The organism is Pseudomonas jilinensis, from assembly GCF_003586265.1.
In the GTDB taxonomy this organism is placed as follows: domain Bacteria; phylum Pseudomonadota; class Gammaproteobacteria; order Pseudomonadales; family Pseudomonadaceae; genus Halopseudomonas; species Halopseudomonas phragmitis.
The window spans coordinates 137,685-163,222 of the sequence record NZ_QJSA01000001.1 but is presented as its reverse complement, the minus strand read 5'-3'; the positions used below and the strand labels follow the sequence as shown (position 1 = coordinate 163,222).

Sequence of the window (25,538 nt, the reverse complement as noted above, 5' to 3'; positions counted from 1 at the left end):
AACGCACAAAGCTACACTTGGATTCCTGGTAGGCGGGTGCACCTCGGACCGCCCGCGAACCACTCTGCGGCCCTTCCTGGGAGGCGGGAGCATCCGCTCCCGCAGCGGACTATCGTGCAATGCTTACCTTGAGCAGATGCTCAAGGCTCCCAGGAAAACCCAAAACCCCGGGGAAGCCCAGAGTTCCATCACCCCTCAACCAAAATCCTGCTTCTCCATCCACGGAATAATCCGCTCAAAGGCCTGTTCGATCTTGTCCAGCGAGGTCGAGTAGCTGAGACGCAGGGCGTTGCTGCAGTGATTGCCAAAGGTTTCGCCGGGGATGGTGCACACGCCAGTTTCCTTAAGCAGTCGCAGCGCCACGTTGGTGCCGTTGACTCCATCTGGCAACGAGGGGAACAGGTAAAAAGCACCTTCAGGCTTGTAGCCGGTCAGCCATGGCGTCTGCTCAACCAGCTCGACAATACGGTCACGCCGGCGGGTGTACTCGGCCAGCATGCCGTCGATAAACTCCCGACCGTGATGCAACGCCGCCACTCCGGCCCACTGGCACGGAGTATTGGCCACGGTAGTAGTGAACATATGGTAGCGCCGCAACTTCTTGATAGCCGCCTGGCTGGCGATCAGCCAGCCAATACGCAACCCAGCCATGCTGTAGGTCTTGGAAAAACTGCTGATGACCATGACGTTGTCCAGGTCGCTGCAACTGGCCAAGACCGAAGGATAGGTCTTGCCGTCGTAGATCAGGTGATCGTAAACCTCGTCGCTGATCACATGGATATCGCGGTAGGCCGCCTCCTGCAGGATCGCCTCCAGAGTTTCCTTCGGGTACAGGGTGCCGGTCGGGTTGCTTGGTGAGTTGAGCACGATCGCATAGGTGTTGGGCTGGATGGCATCGAGCACTTCCTGCGGATCGAGCTGGTGGTTGTGCTCGGCGCGGGTCGGGACTTCGGTCACCTCGCCACCGTTCATGCGGATCAACGGTGCATAGAGCATAAATGCCGGGTCCGGCACAATGAAGTGCCGCCCCGGCGCAGACACCGAAGTCAACGCCAGGTACACCGCTTCTGTGGCGCCGGTGGTGACCAGGATATTGTCCGCCGTCAGCGGCCGCTGGTAGCGCTCACCGTAGTACAGCGCCAGTGATTCGAGCAGCTCCGGCAGGCCGGCATCCATGGTATAGCCGGTCTGCCCGGCCTGGAACGCCTCGACGGCGGCATTAATCACCGTATCCGGCGCCGGCAAATCCGGCTGACCGATCGACAGGTGAATCACATCCGGCAGGCTGGCAGCCAGATTGACCATCTTGCGGATCCCGGGAATCGGCATAGTGCGCAGCGCCGGATTCCAGATCGGATCCTCGGATTCGTACATCTCGATATCCATGTTGCTCAGCGGCATGGGCACCTCCGGATCAGGAGTGAAATAGCGGCGGTCGTCGCGCGGTCAGCGGCGCGGCCTGCTGGTAGGCATGCCCGGCGCGCAGCACCAGGGCATCATTGAAGCGTGCGCCGACCAGTTGCAGGCCAATCGGCAAGCCCTGGTTGTCGAACCCGCAGGGCACCGACAGGCCCGGCTGGCCGGTCATGTTGAATGGGTAAGTAAACGGGGTCCAGGTCGGCCAGCGGGTGTGCGGCCAGTCCTCGGGTACTTCCCGCCCGGTCTTGAAGGCGGTGATCGGCAGCGTCGGTGTCAGCAGCAGATCGTACTTCTGATGGAAGTTGGCCATGCGTTCGCGCAGCGCCATCGACTCGTTCACCGCCCCCATGTAGTCAAGCATGCTGAGCTTGGCGGCGCGCTCGGCCACGCTGACCAACGCCGGGTCCATCAGCTCACGCTTCTTCGGCCCCAGATCACGCATGGCATTGGCCGCGCCGCCATAGAACAGATGCCCGAAAGCGGCCAACGGATCACTGAAACCGGGATCGACGCGCACCACCTCGGCACCCAGTTGCTCGAACACCTTAACCGCCTCAGCCACAGCAGCCTCCACCTCGGGATCGACATCGACATAACCAAGGTTCGGGCTGTAGGCAATTTTCAGCCCGCGCACCCCGCCCTTGAGTTCCGCCAGATAATCGATGCCACGCCGGGGAATGGCGTGGGTATCACGATGATCGGCCTCGGTCAGCACATTCATCATCAGCGCGCAGTCCTCGACCGTCCAGGTCATCGGCCCGGCATGCGCCAGCGTGCCAAAGGGGCTGGCCGGCCAGTGCGGCACTTCACCGAACGACGGCTTGAGCCCGACAATTCCGCAAAACGCAGCCGGAATGCGGATCGACCCACCGGCATCGGTACCCAGCGCCAGCGGCGCCATCCCCAGCGCCACCGCCACCGCACTGCCACCACTGGAACCACCAGCGGTGCGCTCCGGGTTCCAGGGGTTGTTGGTGACACCGTCGATGGGGTTGTCGGTTACCCCTTTCCAGCCCAGCTCCGGCGTGGTGGTCTTGCCGATCGGTACATAGCCATGGCGCGCCAGCGCGGCCGTGGTGGGTGCCGACTTGTTCAGCGTCGTGGCCGGATCAACCGTGCGCGAGCCTCGCAGCGTCGGCCACATGGGAGTGAGAAACACATCCTTTACCGCCACCGGCACGCCGTCGAGCAGCCCCTGTGCCTCACCGTGCAGGTAACGCTGCTCGGCCTCGCGCGCCAACCCAAGGCTGGTGTCACGATCGACCAGACAGAAGCCGTTGGTATGATCGTCCACTCGCTCGATCTGATCGAGCATGGCCGTCGCCACCTCAACCGGCGACAGGCGTTTGTCACGATAGTGCTGCAACAACTCGACGGCGGTCAGGGCGAGAATCTCGTGGGACATGGGCTTCTCCTGTGTTGGTTCAAGAGGTCATAACGACAAACAAACGCCAGGCAACGCTCCCGGGGGGCGGGAGCATCTGCTCCCGCAGCGAACCTCCGTGCACCACCTAGCTCGAGCAAATGCTCGAGGCACCCAGGAACACCCCAAGGTTTACCCCCGCTCCACCCGGTTATGCAGTGCCTCCCCGGCCTGCCAGCGCAGGAAGTTGGTAACGAACTGCTCGCCCAACGCCCGGCGCCAGCCGAGAAAGTCACCGGCCATATGGGCAGAGATCATCACGTTGGGTTGCTGCCACAGCGGGTGATCCTCGGGCAACGGTTCCTGCTCGAAGACATCCAGCGCGGCGCCGCTTAGCTGCCCCCGCTCCAGCGCACGCAACAGCGCGGCGGTATCGACAATCGACCCACGGCCAACATTGATCAGCCGCGCGCCGGGCTTCATCGCGGCAAACGCCTGGTCGTTGAACAGGCCGCGGGTGTCGTCGGTCAGCGGCGCGGTGATGACCACGAAATCGGCCAGCGCCAACTGCTCAGGCAACGCCGCACTGGCATGCACCGCATCAAAGCGCGCATCGGCGCGCGCCGTGCGCGCCAGGCCGACCACCTGCATGCCCACGGCGCGCAGCAGCGTGGCCACCTCACCACCAATCGAACCGGCGCCGACCACCAGCACCCGGCGCTGCTCGATCAATTCGGTATCGCGGTGTTGCCACTGACGATGCCGCTGCAACCGCAGATTGCCGAGAGTGTCCTTGGCGAACATCAGCACCGCGCCGAGTACATACTCGGCAATGCCCCGATCAAACAGCCCGCGCGCATTGGTGATGGTGACAGGACTATCCCAAAGCGCCGGGAACATCAGTGCATCGACCCCGGCACTGGTGGCATGCACCCAGCGCAGGCGATTTTGGGCTGGCCAGCAGCGCTCAAGCAGGCCAGAACGAAAGTCCGTCACTACCAGCACCTCCGCCTCGGGCAAGGCCTGGCGCAAGGCGTCCTCATCCTGCACGCAGCGCAGCCGCACGCTTGCCGGCAAACCATCCAGACCAGGCAACTCGGTGTCTTCAGGGGCCATTAACAGCAGTACATCGGTCATGCCGCGATCTCCTGCAAGGCGCGTTCAAAGCGCGCCACACCCTCATTGATGTCGGCCTCGCTGACCACCAGCGGCGGCAACCAGCGCACAATCTGGCCGTCGATGCCACAGCGCAGCAGCAACAGCCCCTGCTGCTCGCAGGCGGCGGTGAGCCGGGCGGCGATATCGGCACGCGGCTGGAGGCGGCTTTCAGCTATCTCCATCCCCAGCATCAGGCCCTTGCCACGGATGGTGGCGATCAGCGGATGCTGGCGCTGTAGCGCCTGCAATTGTTCCAGCAACTGCTGCCCGCGCTGAGCGGCGTTATCGACCAACTGCTCGTGTTCGATCACCTCCAGCGTTGCCAGGGCCGCCGCGCAGGCCACCGCATTAGCGCCGTAAGTGCCGCCCTGCGAGCCGGGTGCGCCACGGCGCATCAGCGCTTCGGACGCAGCGATGGCCGACAGCGGAAACCCGCTGGCCAGCCCCTTGGCGGTAATCACGATATCCGGCTGCACGGCGAAGTGCTGGTGGCTCCAGAATTTGCCGGTGCGCCCATAGCCAGCCTGAATTTCATCGCAGATCAGCAAGATGCCGTGCTGACGGCAGCGCTCAGCAAGCCCCTGCATGAAGGCCGTGTTGGCCGGGTAGTAGCCGTACTCGCCCTGTACCGGCTCGATCAGCATGGCCGCGGTGTCATCAGGCGCCGACTGGGTCTTGAAGATATGATCCAGCTCGCGCAGGCAGAACTCGGTGGCTTCCTGCTCGCTCCAGCCATAGCGCCAGGCATGCGGAAACGGCGCCACCACCACCCCAGCCATCATTGGGTGAAAGCCGCTGCGCACCTTGGTGCCCGAAGTGGTTAGCGAGGCAGCAGCCATGGTGCGACCATGAAAGCCGCCGTTGAAAACAATCACGTTGGCTCGGCCAGTGGCCTGACGCGCCAGACGCAGGGCCATTTCCACCGCCTCAGAGCCGGAATTGCTGAACGCCACCGCGTCAATCTCAGCGGGCATTTTCTCCACCAGGCGGTCGGTCAGCTCAAGCATCGGCGGGTGAGTTACCGTGGTGTACTGAGCATGAATGACCTTGCCGACCTGGGCGCGGGCGGCCTCAACCACGGTCGGATGACAATGGCCGGTCGAGGTCACACCAATGCCCGAGGTAAAATCCAGATAGGCCTTGCCGTTGACGTCATACAGCCAGCTCCCCTGACCGCGTTCGGCGCAGACCTGGGTGGCTTGTTTCAGCAGCGGCGACAGATGACTCATGACTGACTCCTGTTGCAGTGTGGCGGCCAGCGGCCGCGTATTCAATTTGCAGTACTGCTGTTCGCTCTCGCAGAGCGCTCCTAAAGTTGGGCGATCACCCCAGCGGTAACAGCTGCACAACTGCGTGACTGCCCTGACGCACTGAGCAGGTCACGCGCAACGGCCACGCGCAGGCGCTCGGCAGCGGCCACAAAACCCAACCACTCGAGCAGCATCGCCGTGGTCAACAGCATCGCCGCCGGATTGGCCAGCCCCTGACCAGCAATGTCCGGAGCGCTGCCGTGGGTCGGTTCAAACAAAGCCGGAGTATCGCGGCGGGTCGGATTGATATTGCACGAGGGCGCCAACCCCAGGCCGCCAGACAGCACCGCCGCCAGATCGGTGAGGATGTCGCCGTGCAGGTTGCTGGCGACCACCACATCAAACTGCCACGGGCATTGCACGAATTTCATACAGGCGGCATCGACCAGTTCGTGATGGATACCAATCTCGGGAAACTCCAACGCCACCTCGGCGAACACTTCGCTGTACAGCTCACCCCAGGCCGGCTGGGCATTACGCTTGGTAATCAGGCAAACCTGCGCGCTGGCCTCACCCTTGTCGGCACACTGGAAACGCCGGTTCTCCCCGCGCTGGGCCAGGCGCTGGCGGGCGCGTGTGAAGGCATGCCGGATCAGCCGTTCGGTCGCGGCGCGGGTAAAGACCTCAAGCTGCGTGGCCACCTCATGCGGCGTGCCCGGATGCAGTCTCCCACCCTGACCGACATACTCACCTTCGCTGTTTTCACGGATCACCAGCATATCGACTTCGGTCGCACGCGGATCGGCCAGGTAACGTGGCGCCCCGGGCAGCAGCCGGGCCGGGCGCTCGCAGGCCCACAGATCCAGGCCTTTGCGAAAACGCAGCAGCGGCTCCAGTGATACCCCGTCCGGCAGCCGGTAACGTCCTGCGTCACTGAGCGGACCGGGGTCACCCAGCGCGCCGAGCAGCAGCGCATCGAAGGCGCGCACCTGATCCAGCGCATCGTCCGGCATCATGCGCCCGTGCATTTGGTGCCAGGCGGTACTTGGCCAGTCCAGACGTTGCCACTCGAGCGCCAGCCCCTCACGTTCCTGCAGGACAGTGAGCACCTGCTCGGTGGCCTGCATGACCTCGACACCGATGCCATCCCCCGGCATCAGCGCAATACGCTTGCGCGGCAGCTCGGCCATCAGCCCGCCCCCATACACAGGTACTTGAGTTCGGTGTATTCCTCCAGCCCGTGACGCGAACCCTCACGCCCCAGGCCCGAAGCCTTGACGCCGCCAAAGGGCGCCGCCGGATTGGAGATCGCACCTTCATTGACACCAACAATGCCGGCCTCAAGCGCCTCGGCCACGCGCCAGCAGCGGTGAACGTCACGGCTATAGAAATAGGCCGCCAACCCATAGGGCGTGGCATTGGCCAGTTCAATGGCCTGCTGCTCGGTGTCGAACGGCATCACTGCCGCCAGCGGGCCAAAGGTTTCTTCGTGGCACAACTGCATGCCCGGGTTCACCTCGGTGATCAGCACCGGCTCGACGAAGTTGCCCTGCGCGCCATCCGGTACTGCACCACTGACGTGCCGTGCGCCCTTGTCCAGCGCATCACGGTAATGCTGCTGCACCTTGCGCACCGCCGCCTGGTTGATCAGCGGCGCCTGGGTTACACCCGGCTCAAAGCCGTTACCCAGCCGCAGCTTGGCCATGGCCGCCGCCAGCTTGTCGACAAACGCCTCGTGCACGCTGCGCTGCACCAAGAAACGGTTGGCGCAGACGCAGGTCTGGCCGGTATTGCGGAACTTGCTGGCCATGGCGCCTTCAACGGCACGGTCCAGGTCGGCATCTTCGAACACAATGAACGGCGCATTGCCACCCAGCTCCAGCGAGACCTTCTGGATATGCTCGGCACATTGCGCCATCAACTGCCGGCCAACCGCTGTCGAGCCAGTAAAACTGAGCTTGCGCACCACCGGACTGGCGGTCAGTACCTGGCCAATCAGTTTGGCCTCGCCAGTGATGACATTGAACACCCCAGGCGGCAACCCGGCCTCCTCGGCCAGTACAGCCAGCGCCAGCGCCGTATAGGGGGTAGCCTCGGCCGGCTTGACGATCATGCTGCAACCCGCCGCCAGGGCAGCGCCGGCCTTGCGGGTAATCATCGCAGCCGGGAAATTCCACGGCGTAATGGCCGATGTGACCCCGACCGGCTGGCGCAGCACAACGATCTGCTGGCCCGGCTTGGCGCCGGGAATGGTCTCGCCATAGACCCGCCGCGCTTCCTCGGCAAACCAGCGCAGGAAAGACGCGGCATAATCCACCTCGCCCTGCGCCTCGGCCAATGGCTTGCCCTGCTCCAGGGTCATCAGAATGGCGATGTCCTCACGGTTTGCCAGCACCAGATCGTGCCAGCGCAGCAACATATCGGCACGCTGCTGCGCGGTACGCGCACGCCAGTCGATGAAAGCGGATTGCGCGGTATCGATCGCGGCCTCGACCTGCGCCGCCGTGAGGGAAGGAATGCGACCGAACACCTCGCCGCTGGCGGGATTATCGACCTCGATGGTGCTGCCGTCTTCTGCGTCTACCCAAGTACCGCCGACATGGCACTGCTGGCGAAACAAACGTAGCGAACTCAACCGGGAGAGTGACATAAGCCTCCTCGTGTGTTTGCCCGTTGTCGATCAAGCCGACAGGGTCAGGGTAGGACCCAGGGGCGCGGTATGCAAACCGCGGTCGGCTTTCGTGGTACCGGCACAATAGTGCTGTGGCCCAGGGCCATGAGTGCTGAAAAAGGCAGAGCACGAGGGTTTGGGCGCAACGAGACGATGGACATATGGGGTAATAATTTGCTGCCCGAGAGTTTCCTGGGCTTTGGGTTTTCCCGGGAGCCTGGAGCATCTGCTCCAGGTAGGTGCTGCACGACAGTTCGCCGCGGGAGCGGATGCTCCCGCCTCCCGGGAATCACCCAACCCACCTCTACCGTCCCAACAATCCCGACTCAATGGCCTGCTCCACCAGCCAACCACGCAGCAGACGCAACCCCGGCTCATTGCGGCGGCTGGTTTTCCAGGCGAAATAAAACTGGTCGCCGGTAGTCAGGGCATGGCAGGGCAAACGCACAAAATCGGCCGAATCGGCCCGGTTGCTGAGCATGTAGTCATTGGTCAAGGCAATGCCCTGGTGAAAGCGCGCCGCCTCCAACGCCAGCAGCATATGACTGAAGTGCTGCAGCCTTGCGCCAGATGGCAAGCTCTGGCCGGCAACGGCGTACCAGTGGATCCAGTCACCACCGGCACGGTTGTAGATGCTGTGGGTCGACAACAGCGGATAGGCCGCCAGGCGCTGCGGCGCCAGCTCCGGCTGGTGCACACCCAGCGCCGGGTCCAGTCCCAGCTCGCGGCACAGCGTCTGCCAATATTGCTGGCTACAGACCGGGAACAGTTGTTCGGTGTAGATCAACTCGTAACTGTAGGCCGGCACATCGGTACGCACAGTGATGAAGCAGTCAGCTACCCGGTCAGACAGGCGAGGATGCCCGCCGCTCATGTCCAGCGCCAATTCCACTTGTGGCAACTCCCGGTGCAGAGCCGGCAAGCGTGGCACCAGCCAGCGCACGGCGAAGGAACTGAACACCGACAGCCGCAACGCCATGGTCTCCTGCCCCAGCAACTGTTCGCTGGCCTGCTCGATCTGCCGCAAGGCACCGCTGACCGCCTCATAGTACTGGCGCCCCTCCTCGGTCAGACTGAGGTAGCGCCCGGTGCGCAGAAACAACTGCTCGCCGAGGTAGTGCTCGAGCTGCTTGATCTGGTGGCTGACCGCACTCTGACTGACCGCCAGTTCCTCGGCAGCCTGGGAAAAACTGTTGAGCCGGGCAACAGCCTCGAAGACCGGCAGAGCTTTTAGGGGTGGAAGCTTCATTATCCAATTTTCTAATAGATGCGCAACAAAGATCATTTTATCGGATAAATGCGGATCGCTACACTGGCGGCGATAAATAGCTAGCCTGCGACCCCTGCCTGGGAGGCGGGAGCATCTCGGGCCGCGATCGGACTCCCGCAGCGAACTACCATGCAGCACCTACCTGGAGCAGATGCTCCAGGCTCCCAGGAAAACCCCAAACCCCAAACCCCAAACCCAGGAGCTCCCATGTCCGGCAAGACCGTCAACAGCGCCATCTTATTGCTGGTCATCGGCAATGCCCTGGCGTTGATTTCGGATGTATTCATCAAGCTGCTTGAAGGCGATTCGGCGGTGTTTCAGTACGCGTTTATGCGCTGCTTGATCACCCTGGCCCTGCTGCTGCCGTTCTGGCGCCAGATCGATACCAGGCACTTCTTCGAGGGCGGACTCCTGCACGCCATTCGCGGCCATGTCCATCTGGTCGGTATTGTTTGCATGGTAGTGGCGTTGGTCAGCCTGCCGCTGGCCACGGCCAACGCGGTGTTCTACGTCGCACCGATTCTGGTGATGATTCTCTCGGCGGTATTTTTTGGCGAGCGCCTGACCCGCTGGAGTCTGCTGGCGGTGTTCGGCGGGTTTGCCGGCATTCTGGTAATCCTGCGCCCGGTCGACATCAGTTGGGCGGCACTGGCGGCGCTTGGCTCAGCCGCCGCTCTGGCGATCAATGCAGTATTGGTACGCAAGCTGCCAGCCCGGCAGTCCACCGTACACAAGCTGTTTCTCAACTACCTGATGATCACCCCAGTGTGTCTGCTGCTGATGCTCTGGGAAGGCGCGCCCTGGAGCAACGCTGTGCTGCTCAGCGCAGTAGGCTCATCGGTGTTCATCCTCGGCTACAACGTCTGCGTACTGCTGGCCTATCGGCAGGTGGATGCCAACCAGATCACCAGCGCCGAATACACCGGACTGATCTGGGCGGTGCTGATCGGCTGGTGGTGGTTTGCCGAAGTGCCGGATCTGTGGTTCTTCACCGGCAGTCTGATGATCGTCGTGCCGCTGTTGCTGATCGGCTGGCAGCAACGCCGCCAGCCCAAAACCAGCAGTCACGAGGTTGCCGACACCTACTATCACGGCGCCAAGGCAGAGTAGTCCGCACGCGGCAGGCACTGCACCTCAGCGCCGGTAAGATACGGCATCAGAAACGGCGCCATGCCCCGCAATACCTGAACCGGCAAGGCCGAGGTAAAGCGAAAACCCTCGGCAGCCTGGCCCGGCACAAAGGCAGTCAGCGTGCCGAAATGCTCATCCCCCAGGAAAAACACAAAGGTGGCGGTGCGGTTCATTACCTGACTGCCGATTGAGCGACCATCAGCAGCCATGCTGTGAATCCGGTTGTCTCCGGTGCCGGTCTTGCCACCAGTCAGCACCACCTGCCCTTCCTGAACAAAAGCTCCTTGCAGGCGCCGCGCCGTACCACCCTCGACCACATCGGCCAGTACATTGCGCAATACCCTCGCCACTGTGCGAGGTATGACCTGCTGACCGGGCTCGACCACCCGTTCAAAACGGGTTTCATAGGGCGTGTCGCCAGCAAAGTGCAGGGTATTGATCCGCCAGGTCCGGTAGCGCAACCCTTCGTTATTGATGATCCCCATCAGCTCGGCCAGAGCTGCCGGGCGGTCACCGGCGCTGCCCAGCGCACTGCCCAGCGATGGCACCATGTGCTCGAACGGATAACCCAAACGCTGCCAGCGCCGATGAATATCCAGAAACGCCTCGACTTCAAGCATAGTTCTGATCCGCACATCCCGGGCGCCCCGGTGCCGGGTGCGAAACAGCCAGCCATACACCTCCTGGCGCTCGGCGCGGCTGGCCTCAACCGCATCAAGGAACTGGGCCTCAGGGTTCTCGCGCAAATACCCCAGCAGCCACAACTCCAGCGGGTGGACCCGGGCAATGTAGCCCTGATCCGGCAGGTTGTAGCGGCCTGGGCCGTAATCGCGGTGCAAGGTGTTGATCCGTGACTCGCTCAGTTGTTCGCCCGTACGCCGCGCCAGAAACTCCGCCAGTTCCTCTGGTGTGGACTCGGGATACAGGTAGCGGTACACCGCAGCCAGACGGGTGACGGTCGGGCGCAAGCCATCAAGGAAGGTTTCCATGCGCTCAGCCTCGTTTTTACCGCTGTACTTGCGCCAAAAACGTAACAGGAAAGTACGCCCCTCCCGGTCAGCAAACTGCTCCAGATACTGAGCCCGACGCGGGTCGCGATCATCACGCAACAACTGAATACTGCTACCCGGGGTCTGGTGAATGGTGTAACGCACAATATCGCGCAGCAAGCGAACAAACGGCAGGTTGATCGACTCGCGGATAGCCTCACGCACGGTCGGATTGCGGCCATTGTCTTCATTGCGGAAGTTGCTGAAACGCTGCACCCCGCCCCCGGTAAAGAACTGCTCATGCGGACTAGCCGAATAGCGCCGCTCCAGCGCGGCTTCGAGCATCTGTTCCAGGGTCGCCTCAGGGTTGGCCCGCAACCAGGTCGCAGCCCAGACACTGATACGGTCATCCGGCTCGGAGAGCGCTTCCTGAATAGCCTCGGTTGCCCCCTCGGACAACTGGTCGTACAGCTCGGCAATGATTTCCAGATAAGTGACCAGCACCCGCAGCTTGGCAGTAGACCCCAGCTCCAGCTTGCTGCCCTCGTTCAGATCAAAGGGCAGACCGGTATTGTCGGTCTGCACCCGGACCTGATTGCCTTCAGGCGTGCGCTGCATCAGGGTAAAGCTGTAACGCACCTCGCCAACCTTCTCTGGCGACAGCAGACGCTCACCAAACAAGCCGATGCGCCCGGCCACCTCGGGATCTGCCAGGCTTTCCAGATACTCGCTGGCAGCCCGTTGCAGCTCCAGATGCAGGCTGCTGTCGACCTGTAAATCCATACGATCGATGCCGTACAGAGTCTGGCCAAGCAACCCAGCGATTCGGCTGCGGGTCACGGTCACGGCCTTGTCGGCGGCAACCCGCGGACGTACCGGTTGCCGGCTCCAGTCACGAAAGCGCACATGCGTCTCCAGCGCCGCCTGACGCAACTGCGGATCTACAATCCCTTCCCGGGCGAGCAGGCGAATATGACTGTCTACCAGTTCATGCATATCTTCGCGGCCCTGCAACAGGTAGTAAGACGGTCGCCGCTGGGCTATCAACATGGACAGAGCCTGACGCAGGGCCAGCGCCTGGGCCTGCAAGCCATGATCACCGCGCAGGTTCTGGTTAAAACGATGAAAATCCTCGACATACCAGACCCACAGAGCATCTCCCAGACCAATCACCTCGCCATGCCCCGGCGCGGCTGCCAGCGGCACGGTATTGAGGTAATCCAGCACCAGGCGCTGACGCGCCGCCTCGGTATTAGGCCCATCCAGATAGGCCCGAAAACTGGCCGAACCCATTTGCAACAGCTTGTCCTTCGGACCATGAGTCCGCCCCTCAGGCGAGTGTCGGTACTTTTCAATTTGCGTTGCCAAGGTGCTGGCCCCAGGGGATGAACCACCGTTCTCATCCCAGCGGTTGCTGACCAGTGATAGTGATGCCTTTAGAAAGCGCGGCCAGTCCACCGCCGGGTTGGCCAACGGCGCGTCAGGGTTAAGCAAATGGCGGTTTTCGATAAACAGCAAACTGCTGACCAAAAGCGGCGGAATATGATCGAAGGAGGCATACTGGCGCAGCGGATAGCGGAACTGATAGATCGAGTCAGCCTTGCAGTCGCGCACTTGCAGGCCGGAACGGGTTTTCTCACGATAAGGGGGGTACAAACCCTTGTCAGCATACGCCAACAGCTCATCACTGAAGCGCACCTGATGGGTCACGGCAAAGCCCTGATCCTGCAACCGCCCGATAAAGTCCGGCAACAGGCTGTACCCCAGACGCTGATTGAACGGGCCAAACTCGGGGTAACGCAGGCGCTCGCTGACACCCTCTTCCAGGTTGTAGGTCAGGGTCGAAGCATGACGGCTAAACCACTGCGACTGATAAAAGGAACTGCGCATTTCATCCCTGATCAACCACCCCAATGCCAGCACTGCTACAGTCAAAAGAATCCACAGTCTCAGCCGCATATGTCCCCCTTAACCGCTACAGCCTCAGTGTAGACAAGGGTCCAGATAAAGGCCTGCTCAGGCCAGGGCCAGACGCCTGATCACGCCGTCGTTATAGTCCACCTTACCCTGATCGACACTGACCGCCCCCTCGCGCTGCAAGGCCTCATACACCCGCCCTACCAGCAAAGGGTCACTTTTGAACTTGTTGTGAATACTGTTGCGCAATGTGTCCTCACGCGCAGGACGATTCTTGCTGTAGGTCAGCAGGTGGTTGCAGTACAACTGAATGGCCTCGTCATCGTCACCGTTAAGGCCGTTCTCGATCTTCTGCGACCCCACTCGCTCGGCCGAACGGCCATGGCTACGCAGCAGACTGACCGTGTGATCCAGATCAGTATCATTGGAGACAATCACGAAGTGGGTATTGTCCGGCAACTCATGCAGCAAAAGCCCGGCGAAGAAGCAAATGCCGAAATCTGCAGCGTTCTTGCCTGTCTGCTCCATTTTGTGAATGGTCAGGCGTTCATGCTGGATCGCCTTGGCCAGCGGCATCAGCCAATCCAGCGGCACCTTGGGCCCGCGTTGGGCATAGCAAATGATCACCCGGTCAAACTGTTCCAGGTTTTGCGGCAAATGATTGAGGTGGTGCGGGCAGTTCTCCAGGTCCAGCAACAGCACACTGGGTACTGCCGGATTATCCGGCTCTTGCATCATGACAAGCCATCCCGATCCCGTTTCCTTGAGCATAGCTCAAGGGGGCTCGCGGTACGGCCAGACCAACCTCCACCACGGACAGAGTGTCGCTGGAGTGTCGTTCTATCCAGCGACACCATATTGACTTGCAATCTAACTACCGTTTCCCTGCATTACCACTTGCACAAACACCAAAGAAAACCTCGACATCCTGCTCAATCATATCCCCATCATATGGACCACCTTTCGGGCCGTAGCCTTCAAGGCTACCGGCCAGTTTCGCGTGTTTGTCCGCAACCATCGAAATCACGCAACCACGCTGCTTGCCGGGCAGACTTTTCAAATACTCATTGGCATTGATGTAAGCGTTGGCCTGCGCAGGCGGTGCAGGATATTCAACAGCCAAGGTTACGAACTCCACTGTCTCAACAGCTTCGCCCTCATCGTTACCATGTACCGCTGTGATCACCAGGCTATAACTACCTGGCTGCTGCACCTCCCATGAAAAGCTGTACGTGGCCGGGCACAGATTACCCAGACTTGGGTTACTCACCGAATGAATAACATTACTGGAACCACTCTCATGAGTAGCCTCTACCTCGATACTGTTAACTGCGTTGGTCATGCAGTTACCCAGTGGATTTCCCGTAGTCGGTTGCCCTCGTAGGGAAATCTCCATGACCACCTGCACATCTACCGGAAAGCCATCGACATACTGAGTGCCGCTGGGCTCAACGATCTCAATGGTCGGAGTAAAGGCCTGAGCAACTGAAACGGTCAATGCCGTGGCAAACAAGCAAGCAGGAATGGCATGGCGCATCAAAATATTCATAGGGACGTCTCCTGGTATGGCTCCATACGACCTAAACGAGCACACGCGCAACATCATCTCGCCATCAAATAATTGACCAATTCCTGGCATCGTCAACGCCGTCGGTCAGAAACGTCAAAAAACAAACAGGGCACACTCTAAAAATGGATCTATTTTGAGATTGACACTCACCGCTCAACCGCTTCAGCACCATGCTGACGGCAATTTCAAAGTAAAAAATCTGCAAGACGCAACAACACCGACACAAATGACGCATAAAACTCAAGGGACCTCCCAAAACGAGAAAATCCCGAAAAGAGACATTATCTATACTTGTACCAGTAATCAGCCCAAGCACGAGCACAACCCGGGTTTGTGACAAGAATCACACTTTGAGCCTCACAACCACAGCAGCGCTCAGCTAAGATTGCGCTTTGCCAGCAAACAAAAGGCAGCATAAACTCTGGGCCTTGGCCGCCATTTATCGGCCAAGTGCTACCACTCGCGAAATAACAGCAGAAAAAAATACCGGTTCGCACAGCAGCGTCTTGAGCTCTGCTTATACTGGGTACGGCATCCAAGGAGTATCCGCCCCATGCGTAGTACCAAGGGCTTCACCCTGATTGAAGTGTTGATCGTGGTGGTCATTGTTGCCATCCTGGCGACTATCGCCTATCCCAGCTATCAGCAATACGTCATCCGCTCCAACCGCGCTGCCGCCCAGGCGGTGATGATGGACCTGGCCAATCGTCAGCAGCAGTTCCTGATGGCCAATCGGGCCTATGCCAGCAAAACCCAATTGGAAAACAGCGGTTTCAGTCTGCCCAGCGAACTGACTGGCCGCTATACCTGGGATGTTACCGTCGGCACCGACGCCGTACCCAGCTTCACAGTCACCTTCAGCCCCACCGGCCCCCAGAGCAGCGACGTAACACTAAGCCTCAACCATCAGGGCGTCAAAACCCCTGCGGACAAATGGTGACGCCTATGCCCAGACGCGCATTACCTGGCAAGCAACGGGGCCTGACCATGATCGAACTGATGGTCACCGTAGTCATTCTACTGGTCGGCCTGATGGGTCTGGCGGGGCTGCAATCACGTCTGCAGCAATCTGAGATGGAGTCCTATCAACGCGCCCAGGCGCTGATCCTGCTCAATGACATGGCCAGCCGGATCACGGCCAACCGCCTCAATGCCGGTGACTACCCAACCACCAGCCCGCTGGGCAGCGGCGGCAATTGCCCAGCCGCCGGCAGCACGCGCCAGAGCGTCGACTACAACGAATGGTGTCTGGCACTGCAAGGTGCCGCAGAAGCCATCGGAGGCAGTTCGGTCGGCACCTTGATCGGCGGCCGCGGCTGCGTGGAAGATCTGGGCGCCAACACCTATATGGTCACTGTCGCCTGGCAGGGTCTGATCCCGCTTGAGCCACCGCCAGCCAGCGTGTCCTGCGGCATCAACGCCTTCAACGACGCCGGCTCCTGTGCCCAGGATCGTTGCCGACGCGCCGTCACCACCATCGTCCGGATCGCCGAACTATGAGCAGCCCAATCATGACGCCCGGCAACCGGCAACGGGGTTTCAGCCTGATCGAACTGATGGTCGCCATCACCATCAGTCTGCTGATTCTGGCCGCAGTACTACGCCTGTTTCTCGACATCAGCCGCACCAACGATGAACTGGCCAAAACCAATGCCCAGATCGAAAATGGCCGCTTTGCCATTCAACTGCTGCAACGCGACCTGATGCACGCCGGCTTCTGGGATGGCTATATCCATCCATTCGACGACCCGATCAGCGGCTCATCCGCACCACCGCCAGATACCGTCCCTGCCCCCTGCCAGGCCTTCAGCACCTGGGATCAGGCTTACCGCGACAGCCTGATCGGCATACCCGCCCAGGTTTATTCCGGGGTTCCAGCCGGTTGCGCCGGTGTGGTCACCAGCAAACGCGCCAATACCGATGTACTGGTTACCCGCCATGCCGAAACCTGCGTCGCCGGCACCCCTGGCTGCAGCGCCGACATCACCAACGCGCTGTATATGCAGGTTTCGCGCTGTACCGAGGATACAAGCCGCTACATACTCGGCCGAACCGGCACTGCCAGCTTCAACCTGCGCCAACGTGACTGCGCAGCCAACCCGATTGCCAACAAGCGCAAATTCATTTCGCATATCTACTACGTCCAGGATGGCGACATCCCCACTCTGGTCCGCTCCAGTCTTGATCTAAACAGCAGCACCGTACAGTTCAACGCCCCGCAAGCACTGATCGAAGGCGTGGAAGCTCTGCGTATCGAACTGGGTATCGACAACTTCAACGCCACCGAAGGCGCGGCGGTGGATTACACCGCTGGCATCCGCGGCGATGGCGCTCCTAATACCTACATCCATTGCGGTGCAGGCTGTTCAGCCGACGATCTGGTCAACGCCGTCAGCGCCCAGATCTACGTACTGGTGCGCAGTACCCGCCCCACCCCCGGCTATAGCGACGAAAAAACCTATCAGTTGGGTGGGCAGACGCTGGGCCCTTTCAACGACAACTTCAAGCGTCACGTTTTCAGCACCAACGTCCGCTTCAACAACGTATCGGGACGCCGTGAAGTACCCGCCGGCATGCCTCCCAGCTCACCACCCGATGACGACGGGGATGATGACGATGACACTCCTTAAAGAGGGAGCCGAGCAATGATCACAGGTTCCATGCCAGCCAAGCAGCGCGGCGCCACCCTAGTAGTCGGACTCATCATGTTGCTGTTGCTGACCCTGATGGTCGGCAGCGCCTTCACTCTGAGCACCACCAACCTCAAAGCGGTTGGCAATATGCAAGTACGCGAAGAAGCAATTGCCGCGGCCAACGCAGCGATTGAACTAGTAATCAGCAGTGCTTTTATAGATGCAACTAAAGACGAGTCTATTGAAATTGACATCAACAATAACGGTATCACCGACTATACCGTTAATGTCGCCAAACCTCAGTGTGTGGGATTTACTCTTGCCGCTTCGACCGCCGCCAGTAGCGTGACCCTCGGCACCATGTCAGACAGCACCTGGGACACACTCTGGGAAATAACAGCTACGGTCAATGACGTGAGCAGCGGAGCCAGCGCCACCGTTCGCCAGGGCATCCGTGTGCGCCTGGGTAACGCCCAGAAAACCAATCTCTGCTCCTAACCAAGGCGATTCAGGAGAACACCATGAACCTACGTACCTTCAAAGCCTTGATCGCCGCCACGCTCTTGAGTCTGACCTTGCCCATTCAGGCTGAGGACATTGACCTGTTCGTTGGCGTGCCGCCCAGCGATGACAATGACCTGCCAAACATTCTGTTCATAATTGATAACAGCGCAAACTGGAATCGCACACAAAGCAACGAAGAAATTTTCACCAGTCTGAAAGGTGCTCTGAGCTCTACATTCAATGGCCTGCAGGAAGATAGCGTCCGAGTAGGAGTCATGCTTTACAACGAGTCTGGAGACGGCTCTGGCGGTTATATCAGAGCCGCCATTCGTGCCATGACTGAAGATAATAAGGACTTGTATGCCGCATTAATCAACAGCATGCAACCTGGCGGTAGTGGTGATCAAGGAAACAATGCCAGACCCAGCCTCGCCATGGCAGAGGCCTGGTTCTATTACTCTGGAGGTACCCCCCAGACTGGCGGAAATATAAGCAAGGCCGACTTCACAGGAAACACTACAGGAAACCAGGCTAGCAAGAATGTATATGCGCTTGCTGGCAATGCCCTGAGCAGCCGCAATGCGACCACATACAACCAGCCACCAACCGTAGGTACCTGCTCAAGGAACTACATCATTTTTCTGAGCAATGGACCGGCAAATGAAAACACCAATTCCCTTACACAATCACGTAACCTGCTTCAACAGGTAGGGGGTAACGACGCCACAAGAACAATCCCACTGTCGCCAAGTGGTCAACAAGACAACCTTAGCGACGAATGGGCTCGTTTCATGAAGCAAAGCTCATACGACATTACCACCTACACTATCGAAGTTTGGCCAGAGGAAGGAAGAAATGGTCAAGGCGGGGGCCAAGGCCCAGCTTGGACTGCAGTGCTCCAAAGCATGGCCAACGTTAGCGGTGGCAGATATTTCCCCATTTACTCCAGTACCGGCGATGCAACCACTGCCTCACAAATTGCCGATGCCGTAAATACCATTCTGTCCGAAATCCAATCAGTCAACAGCGTCTACGCCTCGGTCAGTCTGCCAGTCAGCGTCAACACTCAAGGCACCTATCTGAACCAGGTTTTCATTGGCATGTTCCGCCCCTCGGAAGATGCCTCACCGCGCTGGCATGGCAACCTCAAGCAATACAAACTGGGCTATTACCCCGCTGGCAGCACCAACCTGCAAACACTCGACGCCACTAACCAACCAGCGATCAACAGCAGCACCGGCTTCATTACCGAGTGCTCAAGAAGTTTCTGGACGCCAGGCACACCAGACACCTACTGGGCCAACTATGGTGAAGACCGCCTCCACTGCCTGATCTCCGGCCTCTCCCCCAAATCCAACAGCCCTGACGGCAACCAGGTCGAGAAAGGCGGTCATGGTTACATGCTCCGCGCCAGCGCACCGGATACACGCAAGGTCTATGTTATATCTTCCAACACATCCGCCACTACCGAACTCAGCACCAGTTCAGTATCGCGTACCCAGCTAGGTATTCCTGATGCTACCGATGCTGAACACAGCGCCCTTATCAACTGGATACGCGGCACTAACAATGTAGCTAACGACAGCCTGGACGGCTTTAGAGCTCAAGGCCTGATGCGGCCCTCGGTACATGGCGATATCGTGCATTCGCGCCCCGTAGCAATCAACTTCGGCTCTGACTCAGACCCGGATGTCAGGGTTTATTACGGCGGTAATGACGGGCTGCTTCGCTCAATCGATGGCAACCCCAATGGCGGCAATGAAGTCTGGGCATTTCTGCCCCAAGAGTTTTACGGCAAGGCCAAAAGACTGCGCGACAACGCTCCGGCCATTTACTACCCTGGCCTGACTACCGACGGAGCAATACGCAAGGACTATGGCTTCGACGGCCCGGTAACCGCCTACCAGAACGGCAACCAGGCCTGGATTTTTGCCAGCATGCGGCGTGGTGGCCGCTCCATCTATGCCTTCGATGTATCAGAGAGGGATGACCAACCCAGCCTGAAATGGCATATTGGCTGCCCAGGCAACTCATGCGCCAGCTCAGACTATGAAGCCATTGGCCAAACCTGGGCATCACCCGCACTGGTGACCGCAGCCGGTTATACTACTGGCACTAATTACGACCCCATCCTGCTGGTCGGTGGCGGCTACGACCCTTGTGAAGACGCTCAGCCCAACACCTGCAACGCCGACAGCAAGGGCAATCGGCTCTATGTTATAGACGCTAGCACTGGCGGCCTGCTCAAAGAGTTCACCACCGGGCGCGGCGTTGTTGCTGATGTTACTCCGGTAAAAGACCAGAACGGCCGCCTGATGTATGGCTATACCGCCGACCTGGGCGGTAATGTCTACCGCCTGTCTGGCCCCAATGGCGCCCCCATCGCCAACTATGAACCGGACGACTGGGCTCTGACCCGCATTGCCTCGCTCGGCTGTGATACAACGGCTACTTGCAGCGAGAACCGCAAGTTCATGTACGCCCCGGACGTGGTTTTTGAGGGCAACACCTACTACCTGCTGCTCGGCTCCGGCGACCGTGAAAAGCCCATCGGTAACGCTGGCGGCACCCAGAACCACTTCTTCATGCTGATGGACCGCCCGGAAGACAGCACCTGGCTCAGTAGCGAAACAGGTAACTGCGACACCCAGAGCCTTTTGTGTCTGAATTCCTTGCTGCCCATTAATAGCGATGCCACCCCGAGCGATGCCGATCTCAATGGCAAAAAAGGCTGGCACCTGGTGATGAACCCCAAAGAGCAGGTGGTAACTTCCGCCATTACCGTCTTTGGCACCGTCACCTTCAGCACCCACGAGCCTACTCCTCCACAAGCCGGCCAGTGCAGCAACAACCTCGGCATCGCCAGGGTCTACAATATCAACTACCTTAATGCTGCCCCGGCCAACGGCACCAACCAGCGCAGCGAAATGATCCCCGGTGGCGGCCTGCCGCCCTCGCCGGTCGCCGGCATGGTCCGGCTCGATGACGACACCACCGTACCCTTCATCATCGGCTCCGACCCGTCCTCACCGCTGGCTGGCCGCCAACCGGAAGCTCCCGAACTGGCTGGCGCGCCCAAAGGCCGTGTTTACTGGAATCTGGAAGAATGAACAGTCAGCACCCGACAACCACTAGCAAACGCCTGAGCGCCAACAAGCGCTCAGGCTTCACCCTGATCGAGCTGATGATCACCATCGCCGTGGCGGCCATCCTGCTGACCATTGCCGTGCCCTCGTTTCTTGAAGCCACACTCAGCAGCAAACTACGCGCCACCGCCAACAATCTGGCTTCCAGCGCCTTCCTGGCCCGCTCCGAAGCGATCAAGCGCAACACTCCCGCCACGCTGTGCGCCTCAAGCAATGGCACCAGTTGCACCGGAAGCTGGGATCAGGGCTGGATCGTAACCCTGGCCGACGGCACCATCATTCACCAACAGGGTAAAGTGCCCAACGGCTTCAGAGTAATCGGCGCCGTCACCACCCTGAACTTTCAGCCCAGCGGCGTAGGCGCCACCACAGCAGACTTCACCGTCTGCCGGGAAAACCCCAGCGTTGGCAGCCAGGAACGGGCCGTGAATATCAGCGCAACCGGACGGCCGAGCGTAGAGAAAACGACTAACGGGGCCTGCGGCTAACCCCCCTGGGAGGCGGGAGAATCTCGGGCCGCGTTCGGACCGGGCCGCGGTCGGCTCCCGCGCCAACTAGCCTACAACGCCAACCCCGAGCAGATACGCAGAGCGCTTCGGCGGGGCGTTCCCACGCAGAGCGTGTGAACGATCTAAACCTTAAGAAGAAAAGTTACCGAATCCGGAAATACGCCCCAGGATCTTTTCGTACTTCTCAAATCGGGCATGCCCCAGCAGCATACTAGGCAAGAGCAGACCAGAGCCTAAACAAAAGCCAATCAGGGTGCCAGCTACTGAACCTATTAGCGCCATGCCAATACCAAAAACCAGGAAAATAGTGCCAGTTAACGCATATCCCTTACGCGAACGAGACTGATCCGGGTAGCGGTTAAATACATTAAGCGGTTTATTCATGGAGGACTGTCTTGTAGCTCTACAGTTATAAACTGCGACAAATAAGCAGCAGATAGAGACTTATAAACACCAAACCCCGGCGAACCGGAGTTTGGTGGATACTACGGAGAAAGAGAATCAGACAGGACAGTCAGTGCAGAGGCAAGATCTGACCTCACCCTCAAAGCTTAACGGCACTCAGATGGAGCATACTTAGCAGGCAACGTGCCCGCAGCAGCCGAAACAAGACCACGAGTAGCTGCGGTAGTAGCAGTGGTGGAAGCGCAAGCCCAGTCAACAGCACCTGTCACGCCGGCAGCCAACACAGCCCCTTGAACATTCGGAGTAAAGACCAGAGTCGTACCAGCGGCATCGGTCGGCAGACCAGCCTGAGCAGTACTAGCGGTAGTAACAGTGATTTCGCCGCCAGCACCAAGAACAATGTTAGCAACATACTTAGACTGCTTATCAGCCAAAGCACGAGCATTATATTCAGCAACAGCCGCAGTCACGCCAGCCATACCGTCACTTTGAAAAGCCTCGCTGACAAGACTCTTCGGAGAGCTAGCAGCAATGACCAACTCAGAAATTTTGGAACGCACAGTATAGTCCTGATAAGCCGGCAACGCGATAGCAGCCAAAATACCGATGATCGCAACAACGATCATCAGTTCGATCAAAGTAAAGCCTTTTTGAGCCTTCATATCATCAACTCCTTAATTATTTATTAGCCTGTTGGCTACACGAATAAAAAGCACAGTCCGTGCCAGGCGCATTATTCCACTCGCAACCTGCTGTTGTTAGCCGGTATTTTGTGACCCACATCAAGGTTCCAGGCTTTATCCCGCCTTATATATCGCACTGCCATCATCAAAAACCTGTCGTTCAACGCCAAAAAGTGACAAATTTTGTCAGCTAGTGACGTAACACTCATCCGGGAGGCGGGAGCATCCGCTCCCGCAGCAACCCCGCTGCATCCCCGACCTGGAGCAGATGCTCCAGGCTCCCAGGAAAGCGTTGACTGCTGATAATTCGGTGTGGATCGCTCCCACGCTTTATATGAGAACGGTCTAATTCAAACTTTCCCTAAATCGTCTGTGCAACTGCGGGAACAAGTGCTCTGCATACCAAAGTGGGACACCAGCATAAATGGTCCGAGATTTAGGCGTCGGCGCCTCCACTACACCGCAACTGATTAGTGCCGACAACTGCTGGGTAGCCAACCGGTCACCCATTCCAGTAAAGCGCTTGAAAACCGCCCTCTCCATTTCGCCCCGCTCAAAGAGCACCTGTAGAGGTTGCGCACATTCAGCCTTCACTCCGGCCTTGCGGAACTGATCAGCATAAGCAATGGCCCGTTCAATTGATTCCCCCAGGGTTTCCATGGCCAATGCCGATTCAACGTAACTCATCTGATCCAGGCTAACGTCAATCATGAACTCAATGAACTCGCACAGGGCAGACTCTGATAGTTGACCTCGACCATCAAGATCCCCCTTGCGCGGAGCATCCGCCGCCGCGAGCAGGCGCAGGTAATCGCTCTGACGTTTCGCCAGGCCACGGGAGAGAGACCAGAGTGGTGAGGCAAGATCCAGGTACTGCAAATGCAAGTGAGTACACAGGCGTGCCACCCGTCCATTGCCATCAGGGAATGGGTGAATAAACGCCAGCCGATGGTGGCAAGCCATCGCGGCTATCAGTCGGTGTGTGGTATCGGGATACCGTCCGTACGCCTCGACAAGACGCGCCAGCATTGATTCTATGGTATCGGATGCCGGTGCCCGGTGCCGACCAACTACAACCTCGCGACCACTTACGCTGCGCAAGTCACCCGGCACCATGACAAAACCGTCAGCAAGCGTCAGGTCATTATCAGCGGCTTGGGCAAACAGCTCTCTATGCAGGGCAACAATCAAAGGTTGCGAGAACATTTCGGCCCATACCGGCCTCTGCTCAGCCAAGCGCTGTTCAAACTCACCTTGAACAACCATGTGCTCAACCCCAAGCTCCCATAACCGCTCGTTGTTTCTGGCTGACCGGCGTTCGGCCAGGTCCGCAGGCTCTGTGTGCTGCCCCTCGATCAGGTTCGTGTAATAGCTGTTGGTGATTTGCAACAAGCGGCCAAGCTCAGCGCGGGTATGCGACCCTACCAGCACAGATAGGCGCTCAGACGCCCTGATCATGCGCTCCACGCCAAGCTTCATCGGTTCGGTCCAGCCCTCCTCTCTCGGCATGCAGGGCTCAATCCAGTGCTTTCCACGCATCAAACCGTCATCAGGCATAGCAACACACGCTCCAAGCGCTATATTTATGCGGATTTTTTTGCGGACATCCTGAAACCGCCAACAATTAAAATAGCCTTGATATATATAGTGTTTTATTAATAAAAAGCAAACGTCATACAATTAAAAGCTAATAATTATGCGGATTTTTTTGCGCATTCCAGCACCAGGCAGAACTGCGTGATTACTTAATAGCCGCAACCATTGGGTAGGAGCGGCCTGCGGCCGCGAAGGGGTGCCGGTGATTGCACAGCCCATTCGCGCTCGCAGAGCGCTCCTACCGGTGGTGTGCCGGTGAAGAGGTGTGCCGGTGGGCGAACTTGGGAGGCGGGAGAATCCAGGCGACGCTCCCCAGGCCAGGCACAAAACTCCGAGCAACTGGCTGAACCCGGAGCGCTTCGGCAGGTGTTCCCATGCTTTGTTTTGCATGACAACAATCTAATCAGGCGCACCAAGTACTAACCTGGTATATACTCAGTACATAACTGATATACGGAGACAGCGTATGAGCACAAAAGCCGTTTTCACGCTGAAGCTGGAACCCGAGCTGCGTGATGCCTTCATGGCCGCAACCATGGAGGAAGACCGGCCTGCATCTCAAGTCGTACGCGAGTTAATGCGCGAATACCTTGAACAGCGCCGCAAAACCCGAGAATACGACGAATACCTGCGCCAGAAGGTGGAGACTGCCCGCACCTCAATGCGAGCAGGACGGGGTCGATCAAATGATGAGGTTGAAGCCACCTTTGCAGCCAAACGTCGCCAGGCCATAGCGGAGCAGGCGTGAGAGTCATCTGGACTCCTGAAGCAGAACAGGATCGCGCCGACATCTGGGATTACATCGCCTCCGACAACCCTGTTGCCGCTGTTGGCATGGATGACTTATTCAGCGCTGCTGCAGCCCGCCTGGCCACAAGCCCAATGATAGGTAAAGCAGGCTTGATTCCAGGGACGCGCGAACTGATACCGCATGAAAGCTATAGATTAGTGTATGAGACTGACGACGATACGGTCTGGATACTCAGCTTGGTTAGCACCGCAAAACAATGGCCTCCGGTATAGAAAGCCGTCTTGCACAAAACTCCGGGCAGTTGGCTGAACCCGGTGTAATTCAGTTCAACGTCTGTCTGAAGGCGAACGGTAGTGACACTCATGGCTGTACCCTCAATTTGAATGACTACTTTGGGTAGGAGCGGCCTGCGGCCACGAAGGGTTGCCGGTGATTGCACAGCCCATTCGCGCTCGCAGAGCGCTCCTACCGGTGGTGTGCCGGTGGAAACGATCTAAAGCACCCGGCTCCCGCACGGACTAACGGGCTGGCAAGCCTACTGGTTCGCTTTTTTGGCCTATTGCTGTGTGCAGC

At 59.0% G+C, this 25,538-nt stretch carries 22 protein-coding genes; 9 read left to right on the top strand and 13 right to left on the bottom strand.

Going from position 1 to position 25,538, the window contains the following annotated elements:
• Positions 1-195: 195 nt before the first annotated feature.
• The 7 genes from C2846_RS00730 to C2846_RS00700 all read right to left on the bottom strand — a co-directional run bounded on the left by C2846_RS00730 (position 196) and on the right by C2846_RS00700 (position 9,110).
• Complete coding sequence (locus C2846_RS00730; protein WP_080049657.1) at positions 196-1,401, bottom strand: pyridoxal phosphate-dependent aminotransferase; 1,206 nt, start codon at positions 1,399-1,401, stop codon at positions 196-198.
• Positions 1,402-1,414: 13 nt separating this feature from the next.
• Positions 1,415-2,824, bottom strand: coding sequence for an amidase (locus tag C2846_RS00725; protein WP_080049656.1), 1,410 nt, complete (start codon positions 2,822-2,824; stop codon positions 1,415-1,417).
• A 150-nt stretch (positions 2,825-2,974) separates the two neighbouring features.
• Entirely contained in the window at positions 2,975-3,919 is a 945-nt protein-coding gene (locus tag C2846_RS00720) for a D-2-hydroxyacid dehydrogenase (RefSeq protein WP_080049655.1), read from the bottom strand.
• Complete coding sequence (locus C2846_RS00715; RefSeq protein WP_080049654.1) at positions 3,916-5,169, bottom strand: aspartate aminotransferase family protein; 1,254 nt, start codon at positions 5,167-5,169, stop codon at positions 3,916-3,918. The genes C2846_RS00720 and C2846_RS00715 overlap by 4 nt, the downstream gene beginning before the upstream one ends.
• A gap of 80 nt (positions 5,170-5,249) precedes the next feature.
• Entirely contained in the window at positions 5,250-6,380 is a 1,131-nt protein-coding gene (locus C2846_RS00710; protein WP_119700548.1) for an isocitrate/isopropylmalate dehydrogenase family protein, read from the bottom strand.
• Complete coding sequence (locus tag C2846_RS00705; RefSeq protein ID WP_119700459.1) at positions 6,380-7,840, bottom strand: NAD-dependent succinate-semialdehyde dehydrogenase; 1,461 nt, start codon at positions 7,838-7,840, stop codon at positions 6,380-6,382. The genes C2846_RS00710 and C2846_RS00705 overlap by 1 nt, the downstream gene beginning before the upstream one ends.
• 325 nt (positions 7,841-8,165) lie before the next feature.
• The gene (locus C2846_RS00700) at positions 8,166-9,110 is read right to left on the bottom strand and encodes a LysR family transcriptional regulator (protein ID WP_119700458.1); all 945 of its coding nucleotides are present in this window, start codon (positions 9,108-9,110) and stop codon (positions 8,166-8,168) included.
• 228 nt (positions 9,111-9,338) lie between these two features.
• Here C2846_RS00700 and C2846_RS00695 point away from each other — a divergent pair, with 228 nt between their 5' ends.
• A complete protein-coding gene (locus C2846_RS00695) occupies positions 9,339-10,241 on the top strand; it encodes a DMT family transporter (RefSeq protein ID WP_119700457.1) in 903 nt (300 codons plus the stop codon).
• Here C2846_RS00695 and C2846_RS00690 read toward each other — a convergent pair.
• The 3 genes from C2846_RS00690 to C2846_RS00680 form a co-directional block, all read right to left on the bottom strand.
• Entirely contained in the window at positions 10,220-13,210 is a 2,991-nt protein-coding gene (locus C2846_RS00690; protein ID WP_080049650.1) for a transglycosylase domain-containing protein, read from the bottom strand. The two genes, C2846_RS00695 and C2846_RS00690, sit on opposite strands and share 22 nt — an antisense overlap.
• Positions 13,211-13,267: 57 nt before the next feature.
• On the bottom strand, positions 13,268-13,906 hold the full coding sequence (locus C2846_RS00685; protein WP_205890060.1) for a PIN domain-containing protein: 639 nt from the start codon (positions 13,904-13,906) through the stop codon (positions 13,268-13,270).
• A 136-nt stretch (positions 13,907-14,042) separates the two neighbouring features.
• Positions 14,043-14,717 carry a hypothetical protein gene (locus tag C2846_RS00680; protein WP_095625075.1) on the bottom strand — a complete coding sequence of 225 codons (675 nt, stop codon included), beginning with the start codon at positions 14,715-14,717 and terminating at the stop codon, positions 14,043-14,045.
• Between the two features lie 574 nt (positions 14,718-15,291).
• Between C2846_RS00680 and C2846_RS00675 the strand changes: the two genes are divergently transcribed.
• The 6 genes from C2846_RS00675 to C2846_RS00650 are packed head-to-tail and all read left to right on the top strand — an operon-like array spanning position 15,292 to position 21,509.
• Positions 15,292-15,678, top strand: coding sequence for a type IV pilin protein (locus tag C2846_RS00675; RefSeq protein ID WP_119700456.1), 387 nt, complete (start codon positions 15,292-15,294; stop codon positions 15,676-15,678).
• Positions 15,679-15,683: 5 nt separating this feature from the next.
• Positions 15,684-16,238, top strand: a complete 555-nt coding sequence (locus tag C2846_RS00670; protein ID WP_240638123.1) for a type IV pilus modification PilV family protein — start codon at positions 15,684-15,686, stop codon at positions 16,236-16,238.
• Positions 16,235-17,368, top strand: coding sequence for a PilW family protein (locus C2846_RS00665; RefSeq protein WP_119700454.1), 1,134 nt, complete (start codon positions 16,235-16,237; stop codon positions 17,366-17,368). Before C2846_RS00670 ends, C2846_RS00665 begins: the two co-directional genes overlap by 4 nt.
• 15 nt (positions 17,369-17,383) lie before the next feature.
• The gene (locus tag C2846_RS00660) at positions 17,384-17,869 is read left to right on the top strand and encodes a PilX N-terminal domain-containing pilus assembly protein (RefSeq protein ID WP_205890058.1); all 486 of its coding nucleotides are present in this window, start codon (positions 17,384-17,386) and stop codon (positions 17,867-17,869) included.
• 23 nt (positions 17,870-17,892) lie between these two features.
• Positions 17,893-20,985: a pilus assembly protein gene (locus C2846_RS00655; RefSeq protein WP_119700453.1), complete on the top strand. Its 3,093-nt coding sequence runs from the start codon at positions 17,893-17,895 to the stop codon at positions 20,983-20,985.
• Positions 20,982-21,509, top strand: coding sequence for a GspH/FimT family pseudopilin (locus C2846_RS00650; protein WP_119700452.1), 528 nt, complete (start codon positions 20,982-20,984; stop codon positions 21,507-21,509). Before C2846_RS00655 ends, C2846_RS00650 begins: the two co-directional genes overlap by 4 nt.
• Before the next feature lie 150 nt (positions 21,510-21,659).
• On the opposite strand, the gene C2846_RS18535 is transcribed toward C2846_RS00650, so the two are convergent.
• From C2846_RS18535 to C2846_RS00640, 3 genes are all read right to left on the bottom strand, one after another.
• Entirely contained in the window at positions 21,660-21,914 is a 255-nt protein-coding gene (locus C2846_RS18535) for a hypothetical protein (protein WP_131038194.1), read from the bottom strand.
• Between the two features lie 167 nt (positions 21,915-22,081).
• Positions 22,082-22,597, bottom strand: a complete 516-nt coding sequence (locus tag C2846_RS00645; RefSeq protein WP_119700451.1) for a pilin — start codon at positions 22,595-22,597, stop codon at positions 22,082-22,084.
• Positions 22,598-22,963: 366 nt separating this feature from the next.
• On the bottom strand, positions 22,964-24,175 hold the full coding sequence (locus C2846_RS00640) for a Fic family protein (protein WP_119700450.1): 1,212 nt from the start codon (positions 24,173-24,175) through the stop codon (positions 22,964-22,966).
• Positions 24,176-24,680: 505 nt separating this feature from the next.
• On the opposite strand from C2846_RS00640, the gene C2846_RS00635 reads away from it, so the two are divergent.
• Positions 24,681-24,962 (top strand): antitoxin of toxin-antitoxin stability system, encoded by a 282-nt coding sequence (locus tag C2846_RS00635; RefSeq protein ID WP_119700449.1) that lies wholly within the window; start codon positions 24,681-24,683, stop codon positions 24,960-24,962.
• Positions 24,959-25,237 (top strand): type II toxin-antitoxin system RelE/ParE family toxin, encoded by a 279-nt coding sequence (locus C2846_RS00630; RefSeq protein ID WP_119700448.1) that lies wholly within the window; start codon positions 24,959-24,961, stop codon positions 25,235-25,237. The genes C2846_RS00635 and C2846_RS00630 overlap by 4 nt, the downstream gene beginning before the upstream one ends.
• The last annotated feature ends 301 nt before the right edge of the window (positions 25,238-25,538 follow it).